Genomic DNA, 19546 nt, shown 5'->3' on the forward strand with positions numbered 1-19546 from the left:
GGCTGACCGCCCGCGTCGAGGCAAGGAGCAGGAGTGGACATGGCGATCGGTACGACTGGCCGGCAGCCATCGACCAAGCAGAGGGCCGGCGCCCGTGCCGAGCACAAGCAGCGCACTCGCACCGCGATCCGCCAGGCCGCGATGAAACTGTTTGCCGCGCAGGGGTATGCCAAGACGACGGTGGAACAGATCGCCGAAGAGGCGCAGGTCTCGCACACCACCTTCTTCCGCTATTTCGGATCAAAGGAACTGGTCGTCATCTCCGACGACCTGCACGATGAGGTGATTGAGGCATTCGAGTCGATCGAACCTGGGCTGTCGCATTTCGACCTCGTGCGCCGCATGGTCTCGACGATGTACACCACGGCGGCCAACGACCCGTGGGCCAGCGACCCCGCGCGGATGGCGCTCATCCGCTCCGAACCGGCTTTGCACACCCGCTACAGCCTGGAGGCCGATCAATCGATTTCCGATGCGGCGCAAATGATTTCGGACTACACCGGCGTCGGCGTGGACGACCTGCGCCTCAAAACGTTCATCTGGGCGGTCGCCGGAGTTCTCTTTCACATTTCCGAGGACACCGCCGACCCGATGGAGCCGGGCACGCTGGACACCCTGATGGCGGCCATCGACCTGTTGGAAGCCGGGCTCCCGCTGCGCTGAGCTCGGCCGGAGTGAAACAGGCGCAGCCACGTCATTGCAGGACGTGGCGGCCCGGCTGGTAGTGCTCGGCGATGGCCCGCCGCGCGATGCGCAGGAGCGCGGCGTTCACCTCGGTCGTGAGAGCTGCCGGCTCCGTGGGGCTTTCGGCGGGCAACCAGTCCCGGACCTGGTCGACCAGCCAGTCGCGCCACGCTCCGAAGATCCGCTCGATCTCCACCCGACCGGCCTCGGTCGGTGCGAGAACCGTGCCGCGCCGCACGAGATACCCGGCGTCGACGATCTCGTCGAAGAACGACGTCAGGACACCGTCGGGGATACCGAGGCGCCGCTCGATGTCGGCCTGTCCGACCTCGGTGTCGAGGTAGCGTTCGGGCAGTCCCACCCGGAGCAGTCCCCACGCGGTCGCGACACTCAGCGGACTGCCCGCCGCAGCCAGGGCGTCGCCGAGTGCGCCGCGCCCGCGTTTGCGCAGGACCCGGCCGATGATCGTCTCGAGCTGCGTCTGCGACGACGACGAGTCGGGCATGCCGAAGCCTTCGGCGGGGCTGCGGGCGACGTCTTTGGCGTCTTGTCGCATCGCCACCTGCGGCAGAAAGAACGCGAGAATCAGCCCGACGACGGCTACCGGGACCACCCAGAGGAAGACATGCGACAGGGTGTCCGCATACGCTTCGACGATCGGTGCCCGCTGCGGTGCGGGCAGTGCATGCAGCCGCATCGGCTCGGCGGCCACCGACGGGTCGGTGACTCCGGCCTGCCGCATCGCGGCCGGCAACTCGGAATTGAGTTGATTGGAATACAGCGTGCCCATCACCGCCGCGCCGAACGAACTGCCCAGTGTGCGGAAGAAGGTCACCGCCGACGTGGAGGTGCCGAGGTCGGCGTAACTCGACGTGTTCTGCACCACGAGGGTGAGGATCTGCATGATCAGACCGATTCCGGCACCGAGCACGAACATGTACACCGACGTGACGACGATGGAGGTGTCCTGATCCATCAGCGACAGCAGGTACAGCCCGACCGCCATCACCGCCGACCCGGCGATCGGAAACACCTTGTACTTGCCGGTCCGCCCGACGACGGCCCCCGAGAACACCGACGTGAGCAGCAGACCGACGACCATCGGCAGGGTGCGCAGGCCCGACATCGTCGCCGACGTCCCCTGCACGTACTGCAGAAATGACGGCAGGAAGGTCATGGTGCCCAGCATCGCGAATCCGACGATGAACGCGAGAGTCGACGCGATGGTGAACACCGGTCGGCGGAACAGATGCATCGGCAGGATCGGCTCGGCGGCACGTGTCTCCACGACGACGAAGATCGCCAGCGCCACCACCGCACCGACGAACAGGCCGATGATGACCGGCGATCCCCACGCGTACTCCGAACCACCCCACGACAATGCGAGTGTCAGCCCGACGCTGCCCAAAGACACGAACACGACGCCCAGGTAGTCGATCCGGGCCCGGATCTTCTCGCTGGCGCCGGGAATGTAGCGGACGGCGAGGATGACGACGACGACCGCGATGGGGACGTTGATGTAGAACACCCAGCGCCAGCTGAACGTGTCGGTGAAGAATCCGCCGAGCAGCGGGCCGATGACGGTGGCGACACCGAAGACCGAACCGAGGCCGCCTTGATATTTGCCGCGTTCGCGCAGCGGAATCACGTCGCCGATGATTGCCGTCGCGGTCACCGTGATGCCGCCCGCGCCGATGCCCTGCACTGCCCGCGCGATGATCAGCATCTCCATGTTCAGCGCGAGTCCGGAGAAGAACGACCCGGTGATGAAGACGATCACCGAGAACATCAGGATGGCCTTGCGGCCGTACAGATCTCCGAATTTGCCGGCCAGGACGACCGAGACGGTCTCGGCGAGCATGTACGACGTCACCACCCAGCTCATGTGTCCGGCACCGCCGAGGTCGCCGACGATGGTCGGCAGGGCGGTCGACACAATGGTCTGATCCAGCGCCGCGAGCAGCATGCCGATGGCGATCGTGCCGAAGATGATATTGCGCTGCGAAACTGAAATCGATTCGGCGGCAACGGGTTCCGCGTCTGCGAGGGTCGTCGACACTGCGTTCTCCATCTGCTGGGGCATCGGTGTGCCGCGCGAGGGGACTTTTCGGGCGTATCTCACAAGCGAGTCGAACTGTACTACCGCTCGACTTCCCCGGCGGGTGACTTGGACGGTTGTGCACAGCGGCGCGGCGCAGCGCGGGTTATCCACCGGGCGCACCGACGCGATGGTCGTCACACCCGCGGCACGTGGCAAGATCGTCGGGTCCGATGAGAACTGCGAGTCGTGCGGAGGCGGCCATGGAGAACTTGACCCAGTCGGCGCTTTCCGCTGCTTGGGAAGCGAATCGCACCATTGCCCGCTCGGCCGCGGTGCGGCTGTTCGCGGCCACCAACTCGGCGCTCTACGTCACATTGATGGAGCGGCACCTCGATTTCGGGACCCGCCTCAACGAGACCGAACTCGCCATCCGCCTCGAACGCGACCTCGCCGAACTCGGGGCTCCCGATCAGTCCGGCGGCGCCGACCTGGTGAAACTGTGGGCCCGGCAGGGGTGGTTGCACCGCATCACCGACACCGGCGGTTCCGCGCCTACGATCACTTGCTATCTGACGAGCGAGGCCCGCTCGGTGCTCGACTACATGCGCCGCCTGCGCCGCGAGGACAGCGTCGCGACGGGTGGGTCGATCAACGGCGTCGCGGCCGGGCTACGCCGTGTCGCGGGCCAGGTGATCAGCGATCCGGACCTCATCCGGGAGGAGATCGAATCGGCACGCCACGAACTCGATCTCGAACTCGCCGACCTCGACGCCGGTGTACGCCCCGAGCCCGACATGTCCGCGGCGCACGATGAGGCGCGGGCGATCGCCTACCAGATGGAACAGATCATCTCCGACATCGGCCAGTACGGCGCCCTGCTCGACCGGATCACCACCGCGCTGCTCGACGACCCCGGCGACTCCGACCTCGCTTACCGCGACCGGCAGCGCCAGATGTTCGACGACTACGAGGCGCTGTTGGAATCGCCGCAGAGTGCGTCCTATCACGCGTTCAGCCAGATGGTTCAAGATCCCGCCGCGCGTGCCCGCCTCGTCGCCGACATCGACACGCTCACCACTGCGCTGCCCGACATCGAGCCGGGTCTGCGCTCGGTGATGGACAACTTCTTCGCGCTGGTCACCGAGCAGATGGGGGAGGTCGGCCGGACCAGGCAACGCTGTGCCCGTCGTATCCGGCGATTCGTCGCGGCAGGCACGCTTGAACAGAGCCGGGGCATCGCGCGACAGCTCAACGACGCGCTGGCCAGTGCCAACGAGATGCTCAAGACATCCCTCGCCGATCGTCGCATCGGTTACGAACTGCCCTTGGCCAAACCCGCCGTCACCTCGGTGGGGAGGCTCGCGTTCGAGATCCGCACCCCGGCGCCACCCGCTCCGGCGCTCGCCGCCGGCGGCGGCGCCGATCTGTCCTCCTTCGCGTCGCTCACCGGGCAGGTAGACACGGTCGAGCTGACCGAGTTCGTCAACTCGGCGGTGGCCCAGGGGCCCATCGCATTGGCCGACGTCATCGACCGACTCGACGAGCCCTACCTGGCACACGTCATCGTGCTGTGGTCGTGGGCACTGAAACAACCCGCGGGTAGTGGCGAGCGCTCGACGCAGGTCCGTTTTCGGTCGATGGCCGGCGCCGACCGCGCCATCGAGATACCCGACCTGTTGTTCACCGAACCCATCCCGACCGCGGAGGCGCAAGCACTGTGACCACCGACCTCGATGCGATCAACGCCGACGGCTCCGATGCCCCTGACTCCGCTGACGCGGCGACGCGTGATGCCGGCACGTCGGTGACGCCGACGCCCGAGGAGTTCGCCGGATACGACGATCTGCCGTCGGTGGCGAAGGCAGGCTCCGACGGCCCACGGCTGCCGCGGTTCGACGGTGACGTCTCGGCGCTGCCCGACCGCGCCTGCTGGGCGCTGCAGAATCTGCTGACCCGCCGCCACATCAGCGGCGAACAGCAACCGCAGCTGTGGAGCTGGGTCAGCCAATACCGCGACGAACTGCGGGTGCGACTGTCCGAGCTCGACCTGCGGCTGCGCGTCGTCGACGAGCTCGAGGTGGCGTTCGTCGAGCAGGCTGGATATGAATCACGTTGGGGCCGAAGGATTCTCAAGCGCGAGACGATCCACACCTATGACGCGATCCTGGCGCTGCACCTGGCCAAGTACCTACGCGCCGCACGCAACGAGCACGTCCTGATCACTCGCGAAGACATCCACGAGATGTTCGCCGGCGTCACCAACACGATCGATCGCGACCTCGCCCAGTTCGACAAGCGCATCGACCACGCCATCGACAAGATGGTGGAACTGGCCTTCCTGCGCGGGCACCGTGACGACCCGGACACCTTCACCGTCAGTCCGGTCATCTCGGCGGTCATGACGGCGTCGGTGATCAGCGATCTGCAACGGGAGTTCGAGCAGTTCATCGGCTCCGGCGAGGAGGGGGCGCAACCGCCGGACGGCGTCGACGCCGAGCGCTACGAGGACGACGCCGATTCGGAGGACGCCGACTCCGACTCCGACGACGCCGAAGACGAGGAGGACGAGTGGTGAGCAGTGCGCAGCGCGGCTCCGACGTCGATCAATACCGGTTGTCCAGGTTGCAGTTGATCAACTGGGGCGTGTTCGACGGCTATCACACGATTCCGTTCAGCGCGGGCGGCTCGTTGATCACCGGGTCGTCGGGCAGCGGCAAGTCGTCGTTGCTCGATGCCATTTCGCTGGCATTCCTGCCCGATCATCGACGCAATTTCAACGCCTCCGGCGATGCGACGGCGGCAGGGTCGTCGAGCGGGAAACGCACCGTCGGAAAATACGTCCGCGGGGCGTGGGGGGAGCGTCGCGACGGCACTAATGCGACCCGCGAGGTGATGTATCTGCGTGGCACCGGACCGGCGTGGGCGGCGATCTCGGTGACGTACACGTCGACGTCGGGTACGGCGATCACGGGTCTCGTGCTCAAATGGCTCGCGGCCGGGAAGATGACCGACGCGCACAGTTCGTACTTCATCTACGACGGCGACGCCGACATCGTCGAGGTGTGCAATGCCTGGGCCGCGGGCAATTACAGCCCGTCGATCTTTCGGGAGCGAGGGTGGCGCGGCGGCCCGGGCGAGGGCAAGTACCTGGCGACGCTGTACTCCTTGATCGGCATCCGCGGCTCCGACGCCGCCCAGCAGCTCCTCGGCAAGGCCAAGTCGCTCAAGAGTGTCGGTGGGCTGGGACAGTTCGTGCGGGAATTCATGCTCGACGCCCCGACGAGCATCGTCGGGATCAAAGACGCGCTCGAACAGATCGACCCGCTCGTCGAGGCCCGCGAACTGCTCGACGTCGCCCGTCGCAAACGAACGATCCTGGGAAATATCGCGGCGGTGCAGGAGCGCTACGCCACCGAGGCGGCCACCTTCACCGTCCTCGACACGATCGATTCCGGCACGGTGCGCTCCTACATCAACAATCTTCGGTTGCTCAACGCCGAGCCCGAGGTCGCGGACCTCGACGAGCAGATCGCCCGTCTCGACGGCGAGTTGGCGGCGCTGACCGCGCAACACGATCAGCTGCGGTCGGACCATTCCCATCTGCTGTCGCGGATCGCGACGTCGACCGGCGATCTTGCACCGCTGCAGGAACAGTTGTCTACGGCGCAGCGGACCGCCAGCGAGACCTCCGCGCGGCGATCCTCCTACGAGGACAAGATCACCGCGCTGGGTTTCGCCGCACCCGACGAGGCCGGGGAGTTCTGGTCGCTGCGCGAGGAGCTGATCGGCGAGGCCACCGTGATCGACGGCCAACTCGACGCGGGCAAGGGACATTTCGCGGAGCTGCTCGCCGCCGAGGTCGCCGCACGTAGTCGCCGCGACGGCGCGCGAGACGAGATGAGCCGGGTACAGCAGGCCGGTTCGGCGTTGCCGCGCGCCGAACACGAGATGCGACGAATCCTCGCCAACGCCTTGCAGATCGACGAGTCGGAACTGCGCTATGTGGCCGAGCTCGTCGAATTGCATCCCGACGAGGAACGTTGGCGACTGGCCGTGGAGAAGGTGCTGCGCGGCGCCGGACTGCGACTCCTCGTGCCGGACAGGCATTTTCGGGCCGCGCTGCGCTATGTCAACAATCACGACATGCGCGGTCGCATCCAGATTCACCATGCCGAGCACCGCGCCATGCCGGTGCCCGAGGCGGGCACCCTGGGCGCCACGTTGCGTGCCGTCGACCCCGACCATCCTTGTGCCGCAGAGGCATTGACGATTCTGGCCAAGCTCGGCAACTATGTCTGCGTCGATTCACCCGCCGACTTCGTCGGCCACCCCAAGGCTGTCACCGATCAGGGGCTGCGCAAAGACTCGGCCAAGTTGGCCGTCAAGGACGACCGGCAGCCGCTGCGCGCGTCGCAGTACATCTTCGTCGGGAACGTCGAGGCGAAGATCACCGCATTGCGCGAGGAGCTCGAGGCCGACCAGTGGGCCTACGACGTCGCCCGTGAGGCGACGGCGGAACTCGACGCCGACCGCACGCAGAAACAGCAGCGGCGCGATGCGTATCGTCGCGTCGGAGAACAGTTCACGCAGTGGAGCGAGATCGACACCGACACCGCCGACGAGCGCCTCGACCAGTTGACCGAGCAGTACGAGCTGCTGATGGCCGACAACCCCGACGTCGAAGCGTTACAGCGCAAGGCCGAAGACATCTGGGAGCAGGTGCGGGCAGCCATTTCGCAGGCGGCACTGGTGCGCGACAAGATTTCGCGTCACGACGACCGTCGCACCCAGTTGCTCGACCTGATGGACCGGATCACCTTCGACGAGATCCTGCCGCAGACGCAGGGCACACTCGACGGCTTCCGCGCGGAGACCACGGCGTCGCTCGACGTCCTGGCGCCCGAGCCCTACCGCCAGGAAATGCTGAAAGCCGTTGCGAAAGACCGAGATCGGATGCGGTCGGATGCTCGACGCTCCCGTGACGAGCTGACTCGCATCCTCGACACCTACGACGACGAGTTCCCCGACGCCATCCCGAACGACGGTGAGGACTTCGACGAGCGGGTGTACGACTATGTCTCGGTGAGCCGACGGATCGACGAGCGCGAGCTCCCGGCCGCCTACGAGCGGATGCGGCGGTTGATCACCGAACAGGCACCGGGCGCGATCCTCGGTCTGCACATGGCGGCCGACGCCGAAGAGCGGCGGATCGTCGAGCAGATCGAGCGCGTCAACACCGGGCTGTCGTCGGTCGCCTTCAATCGGGGAACCCGGCTGCGCTTGGTTCCCGGGCGCAAACACCTTGCGGCCGTCGCCGAACTGACCGAGCGCGCGAAGCTCATCTCAGCCCGAACCACGGCGGTGAGTTTCGGTGATGAGCAGGCGATCCTCGAGCAGTACGCCGACATCCTGCTGCTGCGCGAACGCCTCGCCGGCGCGACCCCCGAGGACCGCAGCTGGACCCGCGACGCCCTCGACGTCCGCAACCGATTCGACTTCTACTGCGAGGAGCACGACGCGTCGAGCGGCGAGGTGATCCGCACCTACAGCAATGCGGGCGACAACTCCGGCGGCGAGCAGGAGAAGCTGATGGCGTTCTGCCTGGCCGGTGCGCTGAGCTTCAACCTGGCCAGCCCGAACGGTACCGACAATCGGCCGATCTTCGCGCAACTGATGCTCGACGAAGCGTTCTCGAAGTCGGATCCGCAGTTCGCCCAGCAGGCGCTCAGCGCCTTCCGCAAATTCGGTTTCCAACTGATCATCGTTGCGACAGTACAGAATACGAGCACCATCCAGCCCTACGTCGACAACGTGATCATGGTGTCCAAGAGTGAGGCCGGTCAAGATTGCCAGCCGGTGGCGACGGCGATGTCGACGTCGATCCGAGAATTCTCCGACCTGCGCCGGGGGAGCGGATCACAACTGCCGGTGTAGCGGGTGGGGTTTCCGAGCTGAAGCGAGGAACCCCGCTTCTCCGAGTGCCGAGGCAAGGCGTCGTGCTGAAGTAAACGAGCGCGGGTGTGAGTTCGCGGGGCCGGTGACCGCGAGGAACGAGTTAGTCGGGTTCACCAGTCGCACCACCATCGGAGCTACGCCCGCTGCGCGATCCCGCCGCCGACAACGACCTGCCATGGCAACAGCAACGTCCCACTTACCAGTATTCAAAATGCAATCGTTTGTAATACATTGGAGTACGTGGCGGAACTCTTCGATCTGGACCTTCTTGATGGAGACGACCCGTTCGAGATCGACGTTCAGGCCGCGCACCTGTTCAAACATCCCGCTTGGGCATCGAAGACATCCGCGACGCCTGGGCTTCTGACCCCATATTTTATCCCGCGAAACCGCCCGCACACTGGCTGATGGTCGCCGAGGTTCACGGCCAGGTCCTCATGGTGCCCCTAGCCCCATCCCGAGACGCGGACCTGACCAAATGCCGGCCCATCGGCTGTTACCAAGCGTCCAAACACCTCGCCGACCAGTACCGGAGAGACCGATGAATCAACCCATGACCCCCGACGAGGAATACAACTTCTACGCACGTCCCGAGAACCAGGAACCGCAGGGCCCCGGACGGCGACGGCTCACGGCCACCGTACCCGTCCGCGTCTCGGCCGACCTCCTCGAGAAGATCCGCGCAGCAGCCGCCGCAGACGACCGATCCGTCTCGGCTTGGATTCGACGCGTCGTCGAGCACGAACTCCGCGATTCCGCCTGAACGTCGTGCGTAAAGCGAGACATTGGCCCCCAGCTGGCCCGACGCTCGACTTACGGTGCCGATGTGACCTACTCCCACTGGAACGTCGCATCTAGGTTATCGGGTACAACTGCCGAGGTTTGGGTGTTGTGGTTGTCCATGACCGCCACGTCCACCTCGTTTCCTCGCACACACCCGCCGTCAACGGCGAGGTGTCCGCGAGTACACGAGGTGAACCGTTCACGGGCGTTTCCACTCACCCGCGAGACGTTGACACGCGCGCACCTGGTGTTGAGGTTCTGCTGAGTGTGATCCGCCGGGCCGACTGCACTGACGCTGAAGTCTGCCTGCTCAGCGGTGGTGGGGTGAATGTTCCCTCGGCGCCGGTGACGGGGCAGAGTGCAATCACCCGAGTGCGGCCTGTCTTTCTGGCGGCGAGTCGTCGACCCTCACCCCATCACCAACCGCACCGCCAGCACGCCCATCACGACCGCGATCGCGGCGTCGAGCACCTGCCATGCTCGCGGCGAGGCGAACAGGGGGCGCAGATATCGGGCGCCGAATCCCAGTGCGGCGAACCAGCTCAGGCTCGCGAGCATCGCCCCGACGCCGAACCACCACCGGCCCGCTCCCTGCGCGGTCGCGACCGAGCCGAGCAGCACGACGGTGTCGAGGTACACGTGCGGGTTGAGCCACGTCAGCGCCAGGCAGGTCGCGATCACCGCGCCGGCCGATCGCACGGTCGACTCGGCCGCGTCGACGAGGGCCGTCGGCCGCAGCGCCCGGCGGGCGGCGAGCAGCGCATATCCGGCCAGGAACGCGAACCCGGCCCAGCGGATCGCCACCATCATGGCGGGCGCGTGGTGCAGCAGCGTCCCGACGCCGGCGACGCCTGCGGCGATCAGCACGACGTCGGACAGCGCGCACACCACGACGGTGTGCGGCACATGGGCTCGTACTAGTCCCTGCCGAAGCACGAAGGCGTTCTGGGCGCCGATGGCGACGATGAGCGACAAGCCGAAACCGAAGCCGGCGAAAGCGGAAATGAGCACGACCTTCACGCTAGGTCGCCGACGGTATGAAGACCAGTTAATGTTTCTGAATAACCATTAGCAGTTCTGTAGAAGGCGACGGACCGGGAGACGATGGACTTCGAACTCGCGCACCTGCGCGCACTCACCGCGGCGGCCGACCTCGGCACATTCGACGCCGCCGCGCGGCATCTGCACATCACCCCGTCGGCGCTGAGCCAGCGGATCAAAGCGCTGGAGACGGCCACCGGTCGGGTACTGCTGGTGCGGTCGCGGCCGATCCAGGTGACCGACGCGGGCGCCGCGGTGCTGCGGTTGGCGCGGCAGGTCGACGCTCTCGCCGCCGACGTCGTACGCGACCTCGGAGCCGACGCCCAGACGGTGATCCCGCTGGCGGTCAATGCGGACTCCCTGGCCACCTGGGTGCTACCCGCTCTGGCGCGGGTGACAGCCGACTGGCCGACGATCTGCATCGACATCCACCGCGACGATCAGGAGCACACCGCGGACCTGCTGCGCGCGGGCACCGTGATGGCTGCGATCACCTCGCAGTCGCGTGCCGTGCAGGGCTGCACGGTGACCCGACTCGGCGTCATGCGTTACCGGGCTTGTGCCGCACCGGATTTCGTCGCTCGCTGGTTCGACGGCCCGATCACCTCCGCTGCCTTGGGTGCGGCGCCGTATGTCGACTTCGACCGCAAAGACGAACTGCAGAACGAGTTTCTCCGACGTCGCGGAGTGGACCAGGCGAGGCGTCACCAGGTGCCCGGGTCGTCGGAGTTCATCGATGCGATCCGACTCGGCATGGGCTGGGGGATGGTGCCGAGCGGCTGGCGCAGGCGACTCGGCGACCAACTCGTCGTCCTCGACGTCGACGACCCCGGCGTCGAGGTTGAGCTGTACTGGCAGCAGTGGTCGCTGCGCACGCCCGCACTCGACGCCGTGGCGTCGGCGATCGCCTCTGCCGCGGCCGGTCAGCGGTGAACCGCCGACCCGACGCGCCCGAGATCAGCGTTCGAGCGCCCGCCGGATGAATTCGTCGCGGACGTTGATCGACGCCTGCGACAGCGCGGGCTGGCGGATCCCGATGTCGAAGCCGTGGAAGCCGCCTCCCCACATGTGCAGATCGACCGACACGCCGGCCTGCGACAGCCGTTGTGCGTAGTCGACGGCCTCGTCGCGGAAGCTCTCGACCGAGCCGACGTCGATGAAGGTTCGCGGCAGTCCGGCCAGGTCATCGGCGCGCGCGGGCGCGGCGTACGGACTCACCTCGTCGCCGCCGCGGCGGTCACCGAGGATTCCGGTCCAGGCCCACAGATTCTCGGTCCGATCCCACACGCCTTCGCGGTCCATCATCTGTGCGCTGTGAGTCTGCAGACGATCGTCGAGCATGGGGCAACCCAGCACCTGATGGGTCAACGTCGGGAACCCGCGATCGCGGGCCATCAGCGCGACCGCTGCGGCCAGGTTGCCGCCGCCACTGAAACCGATGGTCAGGATGTGGTCGACGTCGATCCGCAGCCGTTCGGCGTTTTCGGCGGCCCACCGCAGGCCCGCGTAGCAGTCGTCGGACGGCGCGGGATGCGGGTTCTCCGGGGCGAGGCGATACTCGATCGAGGTGACGACCGCCTTGCCTTCGACGACGTAGGCAAGCATCTCGTCGAGCGCACTGTAGCGGTTCCCCGACACGACGCCGCCGCCGTGAATGTAGTAGATCAACGGCCACGGTCCCGAACCCGTCGTCGGAGTGAGGACGGTCATTTCGAGCTCACGGTCGGGCCCGGGGACGGTGATTTCGGCGACGTCGACCCGGCCGTCGGCGGTCAGGTCGGGGAGTGGCCGACCGGGCAGTCCTTCGACTGAGATCCGCCGGATCTCGGCGACGGTGTCGTCGGCGAGCCATGGAATCGTGCTGCGAAAGGCTCGCAGGACGGGGACGAGTTCGGCGTCGAAGGGCGGACGAACCGGGGTGATGTCGTCGAGTGCGGGATTGGTGCTCATGTTTCCTTCCAAGGTGGGGCGGTGTTTCGGTCACCGCGTGGCGCGGCGTCGGCCTAACCGCGCAGCGCGCGCCGAATGAAGTCGTTGCGGGCGGATGCGGATGCCTGGGAGACTGCGGCCGTCGAGATGTTCTCGAAGCCGTGAAAGCCGCCCGCCCACATGTGCAGATCGACGCTGACTCCGGCCTGACTCAATCGCGCGGCGTAGTCGATCACTTCGTCGCGGAACCCCTCGGCCGAGCCGACGTCGAGATAGGCCGGTGGAAGGCCGGCGAGGACGGTCGCGCGCGTCGGCGCCGCATAGTAGGACACCTCGTCGCCGCCCCGGCGGTCGCCGAGCAACGCGGTCCAGCCGAATAGGGTGCCGATGCTGTCCCAGCTTCCGTCGTCGTCGAGCATCACCGAACTGTGTGTCGCGTAGCGATCGTCGAGCATGGGGCAGATGAGGATCTGGTGAGTCAGAGCCGGCGTACCCGCATCGCGCGACATCAGCGCGACGCCCGCGGCCAGGCCACCGCCCGCGCTGGTGCCTGCGACGATGACGTGCGAGGCATCGATGCGCAGATCGTCGTGGTGCTCGACGCACCAGGTCAGGCCGTTGTAGCAGTCGGTGACGGGCGTGGGATCGGGGTGTTCGGGAGCGAGGCGGTAGTCGAGGGATGCGACGACGGCGGTGCCGTCGGCGACGTGCGAGAGAAAGTCGTCGAGGCCGAGATGCCGTCCGCCGGCGACCATCGCACCACCGTGGATGAAGTAGATCAGCGGCCACGGACCGTCGCCCTGCGCGGGGGACAGCACGACCATGGGCAGCTCGGCGTCGGGTGTGGAGATGGTGAGCTCGTCGACGACCACCCGCCCGCCCGCGGTGAGGTCGATCGGCGGCGCCCCGGGGATGCCGTTCTTAGTGAGCGCCCGAATCTCCTCCAAGGTGTCAATCTTCAGGGCCGGCACGATGGTTCGCATCGCGGCGAGACCGGCAACGAGTTCCGGATCGTACGGCGGCCGCGGCAGCGGCACTCCAACGGGTGTGGCGATATCTGTCATGACATTCAGTGAACGGCGTGCGGGGCTGCGGTCCCACCCGCCAAAGCGACGAGAGCGGCGCGCGATTCCCGCCGACCGGCGGGTCGTCGACGCCGACGTCGTTCGCGTCGACGACCATCGCGGCGCGGGACGACTACAGTGATCGGCGAACGCCAGATCGAGAAGGAAACACATGACTTCGACGACCCTGACCCGGGGACAGAACACCGACCTGCCTGCCGTCGCCCCGCTGCGCATCGAACTCAGCGGCACCGGAGTCGACGTCCTCGCCTTCCAACTCGGCGCCGACCGCAGAGTCCGCTCCGACGCAGACCTCGTCTTCTTCAATCAGCCGCGCTCGCCCGAGGGGGCCGTCGTGCTGGCCGGGCCGTCGACGGTGACCGTCGATCTCGCCGCGCTGCCCGACGACATCGAGCGTGTCGCAGTCGCCGTGGCGGCGGAGTCCGATCTGGGCGCCGTCGCGTTGACGACGACGGTCACGGCGGGAACGTCGGTGATCGTCGCACCCGCCGAGGGCCTGTCCACCGAGCGAGCGGCGGTGCTCGTCGAGATCTACCGCCGCAACGGCGTCTGGAAGATCCGCAGCGAGTCGGCCGGCTGGGATGCCGGCTTCGCGGCGCTCGTGCGTGAGCACGGCGTCGTCGTCGATGAGGAACCGCAAGCCGCGCCTGCCGCGAATTCCGTTGGCGCGCCGACCATCCGGATGGTCAAAGGCGAGGAGAAGTTGTCACTGGAGAAGCGCAAGGTGCTCAACCTGCGCAAAGAAGCCGTGCATAAGGTGCTGCTGACGAAGGGAGTGGCCGGGGTGCGTGCCCGGGTGATCCTCGTCATCGACAAGACCCTGTCGATGCGGCCGCTGTTCGACCAGGGCACGGTGCGCCGCGTCGTCGAGCGGATGATCCCGGTCGCCACTCAGCTCGACGACGACGGCAGCCTGGAGACCTACTTGTACGGGTCGGGGTATGCGAAACTGCCCGACGTCACCGTGGAGAACGCCGAGGAGTGGACGGATACGTTCATCCACCTGACCGGGGTGCACGGCGGACGGCTGTCGCCGCCGATCGATTACGGGCGAGTGATCGGCGGCTACAACAAGGAACTGCCGATCATGACCGCCGTCGTCGACGACGTCGCGGGCACCTCGCCGGTCCTCGTGCTGTTCTTCACCGACGGCGGCTTTCACAGCAAGGTGCCCGCCATCCGCAAACTCATCACCGACGCGGCGTCGCGTCCGATCTTCTGGCAGTTCATCGGGTTGGGGCGCAACAACTTCGGGGTGTTGACCCAACTCGATACGATGACCGGCCGCGTGATCGACAACGCCGGCTTCTTTCCGATCGACGACGTCGACGCGCATTCCGACGAAGAACTGTACAAGGACGTGCTCTCGGAGTTCGGCAGCTGGCTCACCGAGGCGGGTCGGCTCGGCATCGTGCGCTGACCGGGCTTCTGTGTCGATTGCGCGACGGGAGCGAGTCGAAGGAGCGCTCGTCTACTTTGCAGGCGCTCTCCGCTGGTTGAGCTGGGTTGAGCTGGGATTCACCGATGGCACCCGTCCGCTGGTTCAACCTGGTTTCACCGGTCGGGCCACTCCGCTGGTTGAGCCGCGAGGAGCGTTAGCGACGAGCGTGTCGAAACCCCTGTACCACAATGCATTTGATGGTAGCGCACGTGTCGAACTGCGATGGTATCGAACATCGAGGCGTGTGCATCCGAAGGGTGCACACGCGACACTTGCCGGGTGAAAGTCGTCGATATTGGCGCGGACCGTCGAAAGTCGTTGTGGCTGAGAGGTTTCGACACGGACTCGGCTAGCGCCTCGTCCGGCTCAACCAGCGAGATGAGTTCTCCATCGGTGAATCCAGGCCTCAACCAGCGAAATGGTCATCCAGGCCTCAACCAGCGGCAGATTTCACAGATGACGACCGCCGGTCACCTCGGCGACCGTGCCGGTCATGTACGACGACATGCTCGACGCGTAGAACAGTGCGACAGAAGCGATCTCAGACGGTTCGCCGGCGCGCTGCATGGGAATCTCGGTCATCTTGGAGTCCCATGCCTTCTGCGGCATCGCCTCGGTCATCGCGGTACGGATCAGCCCCGGCTGGATGGCGTTGATCCGCACGCCGAGATGTGCGACCTCCTTCGCCGCGGCCTTGGTGAGACCCACGATGCCTGCTTTGGCGGCCGAGTAGTTGGTCTGCCCGACCATACCGACCTTGCCGGAGATCGACGACATGTTCACGATCGAGCCGCCGCCGTTCTCGCGCATGATCCCGGCGGCGAGCCGGGTGCCGTTCCAGCAGCCGCGCAGATGGACCGAGATGACCGCGTCGAAGTCTGCTTCGGTCATCTTGCGCATCGTCGCGTCCCGGGTGATCCCCGCGTTGTTGACCATGACGTCGAGCGAGCCGTACGTCTCGACGGCCGCGGCGAGAAGCCGCTCGACGTCGGCGGAGTCGGATACGTCGCAGCCTACGCCGATGGCGTCGGGGAGTGTCGCGGCGGCGGCCTTGGCGGCTTCTTCGTTGAGGTCGCCGATGACGATCCGCGCCCCGTTCTCGGCGAAGGTCTGGGCGATCGCCAGACCGATGCCCTGCGCGCCGCCGGTGATCACAGCGGTCTTGTCCTGCAGCATGAGTGTCTCCTCGTTGGTCGAAGCGGTGTCGAGCGGATGGTCAAATAGTCTGTGCCGTAACTGTTTTCGGTGGTGCGCCGACGACGCCGGCAGCGAGCAGCGCATCGATCTCGGTCGGCTCGAGCCCGATCTGCCTCAGCAGTTCGACGCTGTGCGCTCCGAGCGCCGGGACGTCGCCCATGGCGGCGTCGTGGTCGGCGAAGGTCGCGGGCGGGACCAACGCCGGTACTTCGGCGTTCTCGGTGTTGATCGTCCGCCACCGGTCGCGGGCCCGCAGCTGTTCGTGGTCGACCATGTCGGCGATCTGGCTGATCTGGGCGGCGGGGACGCCGGCGCGGGCCAACCGGGAGTCGAGTTCGGCGGTGGTGAACCGTCGGGTGAGCGCGGCGACTGCGGCGTCGCACTCGTGACGATGCCGGACCCGCTCGACGTTGGTGAGAAACCTGGCGTCGGTTGTCAGTTCGGGGGCGCCGAGTACATCCACGGTCAGCGCCCGCCAGCCGTTCTCGCTCTGCACGCCGATGAGGATGTCGCCGTCTGCGGTGGGGTAGGAGTCATACGGCGCAATGGCGCTGTGGCTCACGCCCATTCGCGCCGGCTGCGTACCGGTGTACATCTGCGTGTACATCGAGTGTCCCATCCACTCGACGGTCGACTCGAACATCGATACCTCGATCTCGGCTCCCTCACCGGTGCGGAGCCGTCGCAGCAGGGCTGCGAGAACCGCTTGCGCGCAATACATTCCGGCGGCGATGTCGGCGGTGGGGATCCCTGTCTTGACCGCGTCCCGCGTGGTGCCGGTCAGTGAGATCAGGCCGGACTCGGCCTGGATGAGCATGTCGTAGGCCTTGCGCTGCTCGTGCGGACCGCCGGTGCCGTAGCCGGACAAGTTCACGACGACCAGTTCGCGATGGTCGGCGCGCAGACTCGCGGCGTCGAGGTTGAGCCGCGCCGCCGCGCCGGGCGCGAGATTCTGCACGAAGACGTCGGCGTCGTCGATGAGCGTGCGCACGATCTGTTGTCCCCGTGTCGATTTCACGTCTACCGCGAGTGACTCCTTGCCCCGGTTGAGCCACACGAAATGCGCGCCGGTGCCCGCGACCACATGATCGTAGTCGCGGGCGAAGTCGCCGCCGTCGACGCGTTCGATCTTGATGACGCGGGCCCCGAGGTCGGCGAGGTTGCGGGTCGCCAACGGTGCCGCGACCGCCTGTTCGAGCGACACGACGGTGAATCCGTCCAGCGGAGCGGTCACGAAGACTTCTTCTTCTCGGCGCGGATCAAGCCGCCGCCGATGATCAGGCGCTGGATCTCACTGGTGCCCTCGTAGAGCCGGAGCAGTCGCACGTCGCGGTAGATGCGCTCGACGGGGACCTCGCGCATATAGCCCGTGCCGCCGTGGACCTGGACGGCGAGGTCGGCGACTTTGCCGACCATCTCGGTGCAGAAGAGTTTGGCGACCGACGGAGCGATTCGGCGGTCGGTGTCGTGTACCCAGGCCTTGGCGGCGTCGCGGACCAGCGCCCGACCGGCCATCACTGAAGTCTGCATGTCGGCGATCATCGCCTGAACGAGTTGGAAGTCTCCGATCGGAGTGCCGCCCTGCGTCGCGGCCGCGGCGTAGGCGACGGATTCGTCGAGTGCCCGCTGCGCCTGTCCGACAGCCACCGCGGCGATGTGCACGCGACCACGAGCGAGGATCGTCATCGCGGCTCGATAGCCGACCGCGGCGTCGCCGCCGACGAGTGCTTCCGGTCCGACGCGAACGTCGGTGAAGTTGACGTCGGCGGTCCGCGAACCCTCCTGGCCCATTTTCCGGTCCTTGACCCCGACCTGAAGGCCGGGCGAATCCGCGGGGACGAGAAAGACTGCGATGCCGTTGCCGGTCGCCGGCGCGGGGTCGGTGCGGGCGAACACCACGAACAGGTCGGCTTCGGTCGCGTTGGTGATGAATCGCTTGCCGCCGTTGATGATCCAGGCGTCCCCGTCGGCACGCGCGGTGGTCTTCAAGCCGGCCGGATCCGAGCCCGCGCCGGGCTCGGTGAGCGCGAACGACGCCACGACGTCGCCCGCGGCGATGCCCGGCAGCCATCGCGCTCGCTGCTCGTCGGTGCCGAATCCGACGAGAACCTGACCGGCGATGCCGTTGTTGGTGCCGAACATCGACCGCACACTCAGCGAGGTGTAGCCGAGGGCCATGGCGACCTCGACGTCCTGCATCAGGTCGAGGCCCAGCCCGCCCCATTGCTGGGGAATCGCGAATCCGAACAACCCCATGTCGGCGGCCTGCGTGCGCAGATCCGCCGGAATGGCGTCGGTCGCCATGATCTCGTTCTCGCGGGGCACCACCCGGGAACGAACGAATTGATTGATCTGCGTGAGGATCTCGGCGAACGTGTCGTCGTCGACTTCGGGCGTGTAGGTGACCATGGTCATAACTATGGTCGATCTATTATGATCAGTCCAATATCTAATTGGTCGTGCTGCGATACTCATGTGGTCTGAATTGGAGAACTCGGATGGAACTGTCCGACATCCGAGCCTTCCTGGCGGTCGCCGAGGAACTGCACTTCGGGCGGGCCGCGGCTCGCCTGCATATGGCCCAGCCACCACTGAGCCGAACGATCAAACAGCTCGAGCGCAAGCTCGGTGCGACGCTGTTCAACCGGAACACCAGATCGGTACAGCTCACTTCGGCGGGAGCGTCGCTGGTGGCTCCGGCTCGCGACGTCCTCGCCGCCGTCCATCGTGCCGAAGCCGCGGTGAGCGCCGCGGCCGGAGCGGAAGTAGGCGAGGTGCGCATCGCGTTCGCCGGATTGTCGACGCACATGCTGGTCGCCGAACTCGCACGCGCGGTGCGCGCGGAGCACCCCGGCGTTCACCTCGAATTGTCGAGCCAGAATTTCGCTCAGCCGGCGATGAAGAAGGTCGCGATCGGCGACACCGATCTGGCACTCGGCCGCTGGGACATCGTGCCCGCCGAGATCGCGACCGACGTCGTGATGAGTGACTCGCTCGTCGTCGCGCTGCCCGACACGCATCGCTTCGCCTGCGAACCGCAGGTGTCGATCGGGCTCCTGTCCGACGACGGGTTCGTCTCGCTCCCGCTGCACGAAGGTGCGATCATGCCCGACCGACTCCTTCGGCTTGCTCAGGTCAACGGTTTCGTGCCCAACATCATCCAGATCGCGCCGGACACCCAGACCGCCCTCGCGCTGGTGAGTGCCGAAGTCGGGGCGCACCTGACGTTGGCGTCGGTGGCGCGCAACGTCCGCGAACCCCACGTCTCGTTTGTACCGCTCGCCGACGACGCCCCCGACGTCGACCTACGTGCGGCCTGGCGCCGAAACGATGCGAATCCCGCCTTGCGGGCGGTGCTGGAGGCGTTGTTCGCGCTGAAGAGGTGACGGA

The 19546-nt window shown here is 66.5% G+C and carries 16 protein-coding genes; 9 read left to right on the forward strand and 7 right to left on the reverse strand.

What is annotated here, in order from left to right; translation table 11 throughout:
* The first annotated feature begins 39 nt into the window (after positions 1-39).
* Positions 40-663 (forward strand): TetR/AcrR family transcriptional regulator, encoded by a 624-nt coding sequence (locus tag HH308_RS04140; protein WP_170192988.1) that lies wholly within the window; start codon positions 40-42, stop codon positions 661-663.
* A gap of 31 nt (positions 664-694) precedes the next feature.
* Here the strand turns inward: HH308_RS04140 and HH308_RS04145 are convergent, their stop codons facing one another.
* The gene (locus HH308_RS04145) at positions 695-2743 is read right to left on the reverse strand and encodes an MDR family MFS transporter (RefSeq protein WP_312870356.1); all 2049 of its coding nucleotides are present in this window, start codon (positions 2741-2743) and stop codon (positions 695-697) included.
* Positions 2744-2985: 242 nt separating this feature from the next.
* On the opposite strand from HH308_RS04145, the gene HH308_RS04150 reads away from it, so the two are divergent.
* The 4 genes from HH308_RS04150 (at position 2986) to HH308_RS04165 (ending at position 9443) form a co-directional block, all read left to right on the forward strand.
* The gene (locus HH308_RS04150; protein WP_170192900.1) at positions 2986-4446 is read left to right on the forward strand and encodes a DUF3375 domain-containing protein; all 1461 of its coding nucleotides are present in this window, start codon (positions 2986-2988) and stop codon (positions 4444-4446) included.
* Positions 4443-5300, forward strand: coding sequence for a DUF4194 domain-containing protein (locus HH308_RS04155; protein ID WP_170192901.1), 858 nt, complete (start codon positions 4443-4445; stop codon positions 5298-5300). The genes HH308_RS04150 and HH308_RS04155 overlap by 4 nt, the downstream gene beginning before the upstream one ends.
* On the forward strand, positions 5297-8659 hold the full coding sequence (locus HH308_RS04160) for an ATP-binding protein (RefSeq protein ID WP_170192902.1): 3363 nt from the start codon (positions 5297-5299) through the stop codon (positions 8657-8659). The genes HH308_RS04155 and HH308_RS04160 overlap by 4 nt, the downstream gene beginning before the upstream one ends.
* 562 nt (positions 8660-9221) lie before the next feature.
* Positions 9222-9443, forward strand: a complete 222-nt coding sequence (locus HH308_RS04165) for a ribbon-helix-helix protein, CopG family (RefSeq protein ID WP_170192903.1) — start codon at positions 9222-9224, stop codon at positions 9441-9443.
* A gap of 428 nt (positions 9444-9871) precedes the next feature.
* On the opposite strand, the gene HH308_RS04170 is transcribed toward HH308_RS04165, so the two are convergent.
* Positions 9872-10483, reverse strand: coding sequence for a LysE/ArgO family amino acid transporter (locus HH308_RS04170; RefSeq protein WP_170192904.1), 612 nt, complete (start codon positions 10481-10483; stop codon positions 9872-9874).
* Positions 10484-10567: 84 nt separating this feature from the next.
* Here HH308_RS04170 and HH308_RS04175 point away from each other — a divergent pair, with 84 nt between their 5' ends.
* Positions 10568-11437, forward strand: coding sequence for a LysR family transcriptional regulator ArgP (locus HH308_RS04175; RefSeq protein WP_170192905.1), 870 nt, complete (start codon positions 10568-10570; stop codon positions 11435-11437).
* A 24-nt stretch (positions 11438-11461) separates the two neighbouring features.
* Here the strand turns inward: HH308_RS04175 and HH308_RS04180 are convergent, their stop codons facing one another.
* Positions 11462-12454 (reverse strand): alpha/beta hydrolase, encoded by a 993-nt coding sequence (locus tag HH308_RS04180; protein ID WP_170192906.1) that lies wholly within the window; start codon positions 12452-12454, stop codon positions 11462-11464.
* 53 nt (positions 12455-12507) lie between these two features.
* A complete protein-coding gene (locus tag HH308_RS04185) occupies positions 12508-13497 on the reverse strand; it encodes an alpha/beta hydrolase (protein ID WP_170192907.1) in 990 nt (329 codons plus the stop codon).
* Between HH308_RS04185 and HH308_RS04190 the strand changes: the two genes are divergently transcribed.
* Positions 13496-13639 (forward strand): hypothetical protein, encoded by a 144-nt coding sequence (locus HH308_RS04190; RefSeq protein WP_170192908.1) that lies wholly within the window; start codon positions 13496-13498, stop codon positions 13637-13639. The two genes, HH308_RS04185 and HH308_RS04190, sit on opposite strands and share 2 nt — an antisense overlap.
* A 30-nt stretch (positions 13640-13669) precedes the next feature.
* Complete coding sequence (locus HH308_RS04195) at positions 13670-14938, forward strand: vWA domain-containing protein (protein WP_170192909.1); 1269 nt, start codon at positions 13670-13672, stop codon at positions 14936-14938.
* A 471-nt stretch (positions 14939-15409) separates the two neighbouring features.
* Here the strand turns inward: HH308_RS04195 and fabG are convergent, their stop codons facing one another.
* Genes fabG through HH308_RS04210 form a run of 3 tightly spaced genes read right to left on the reverse strand, consistent with a single transcriptional unit; the run spans position 15410 to position 18565 of the window.
* Positions 15410-16135, reverse strand: coding sequence for a 3-oxoacyl-ACP reductase FabG (gene fabG, locus HH308_RS04200; protein WP_170192910.1), 726 nt, complete (start codon positions 16133-16135; stop codon positions 15410-15412).
* Positions 16136-16175: 40 nt separating this feature from the next.
* Positions 16176-17390 (reverse strand): CaiB/BaiF CoA transferase family protein, encoded by a 1215-nt coding sequence (locus tag HH308_RS04205; protein ID WP_170192911.1) that lies wholly within the window; start codon positions 17388-17390, stop codon positions 16176-16178.
* Complete coding sequence (locus tag HH308_RS04210; protein WP_170192912.1) at positions 17387-18565, reverse strand: acyl-CoA dehydrogenase family protein; 1179 nt, start codon at positions 18563-18565, stop codon at positions 17387-17389. The genes HH308_RS04205 and HH308_RS04210 overlap by 4 nt, the downstream gene beginning before the upstream one ends.
* An 89-nt stretch (positions 18566-18654) precedes the next feature.
* On the opposite strand from HH308_RS04210, the gene HH308_RS04215 reads away from it, so the two are divergent.
* Positions 18655-19542 carry a LysR substrate-binding domain-containing protein gene (locus HH308_RS04215; protein ID WP_170192913.1) on the forward strand — a complete coding sequence of 296 codons (888 nt, stop codon included), beginning with the start codon at positions 18655-18657 and terminating at the stop codon, positions 19540-19542.
* The last annotated feature ends 4 nt before the right edge of the window (positions 19543-19546 follow it).

Source organism: Gordonia asplenii, assembly GCF_012933505.1.
Classification (GTDB): Bacteria; Actinomycetota; Actinomycetes; order Mycobacteriales; family Mycobacteriaceae; genus Gordonia; species Gordonia asplenii.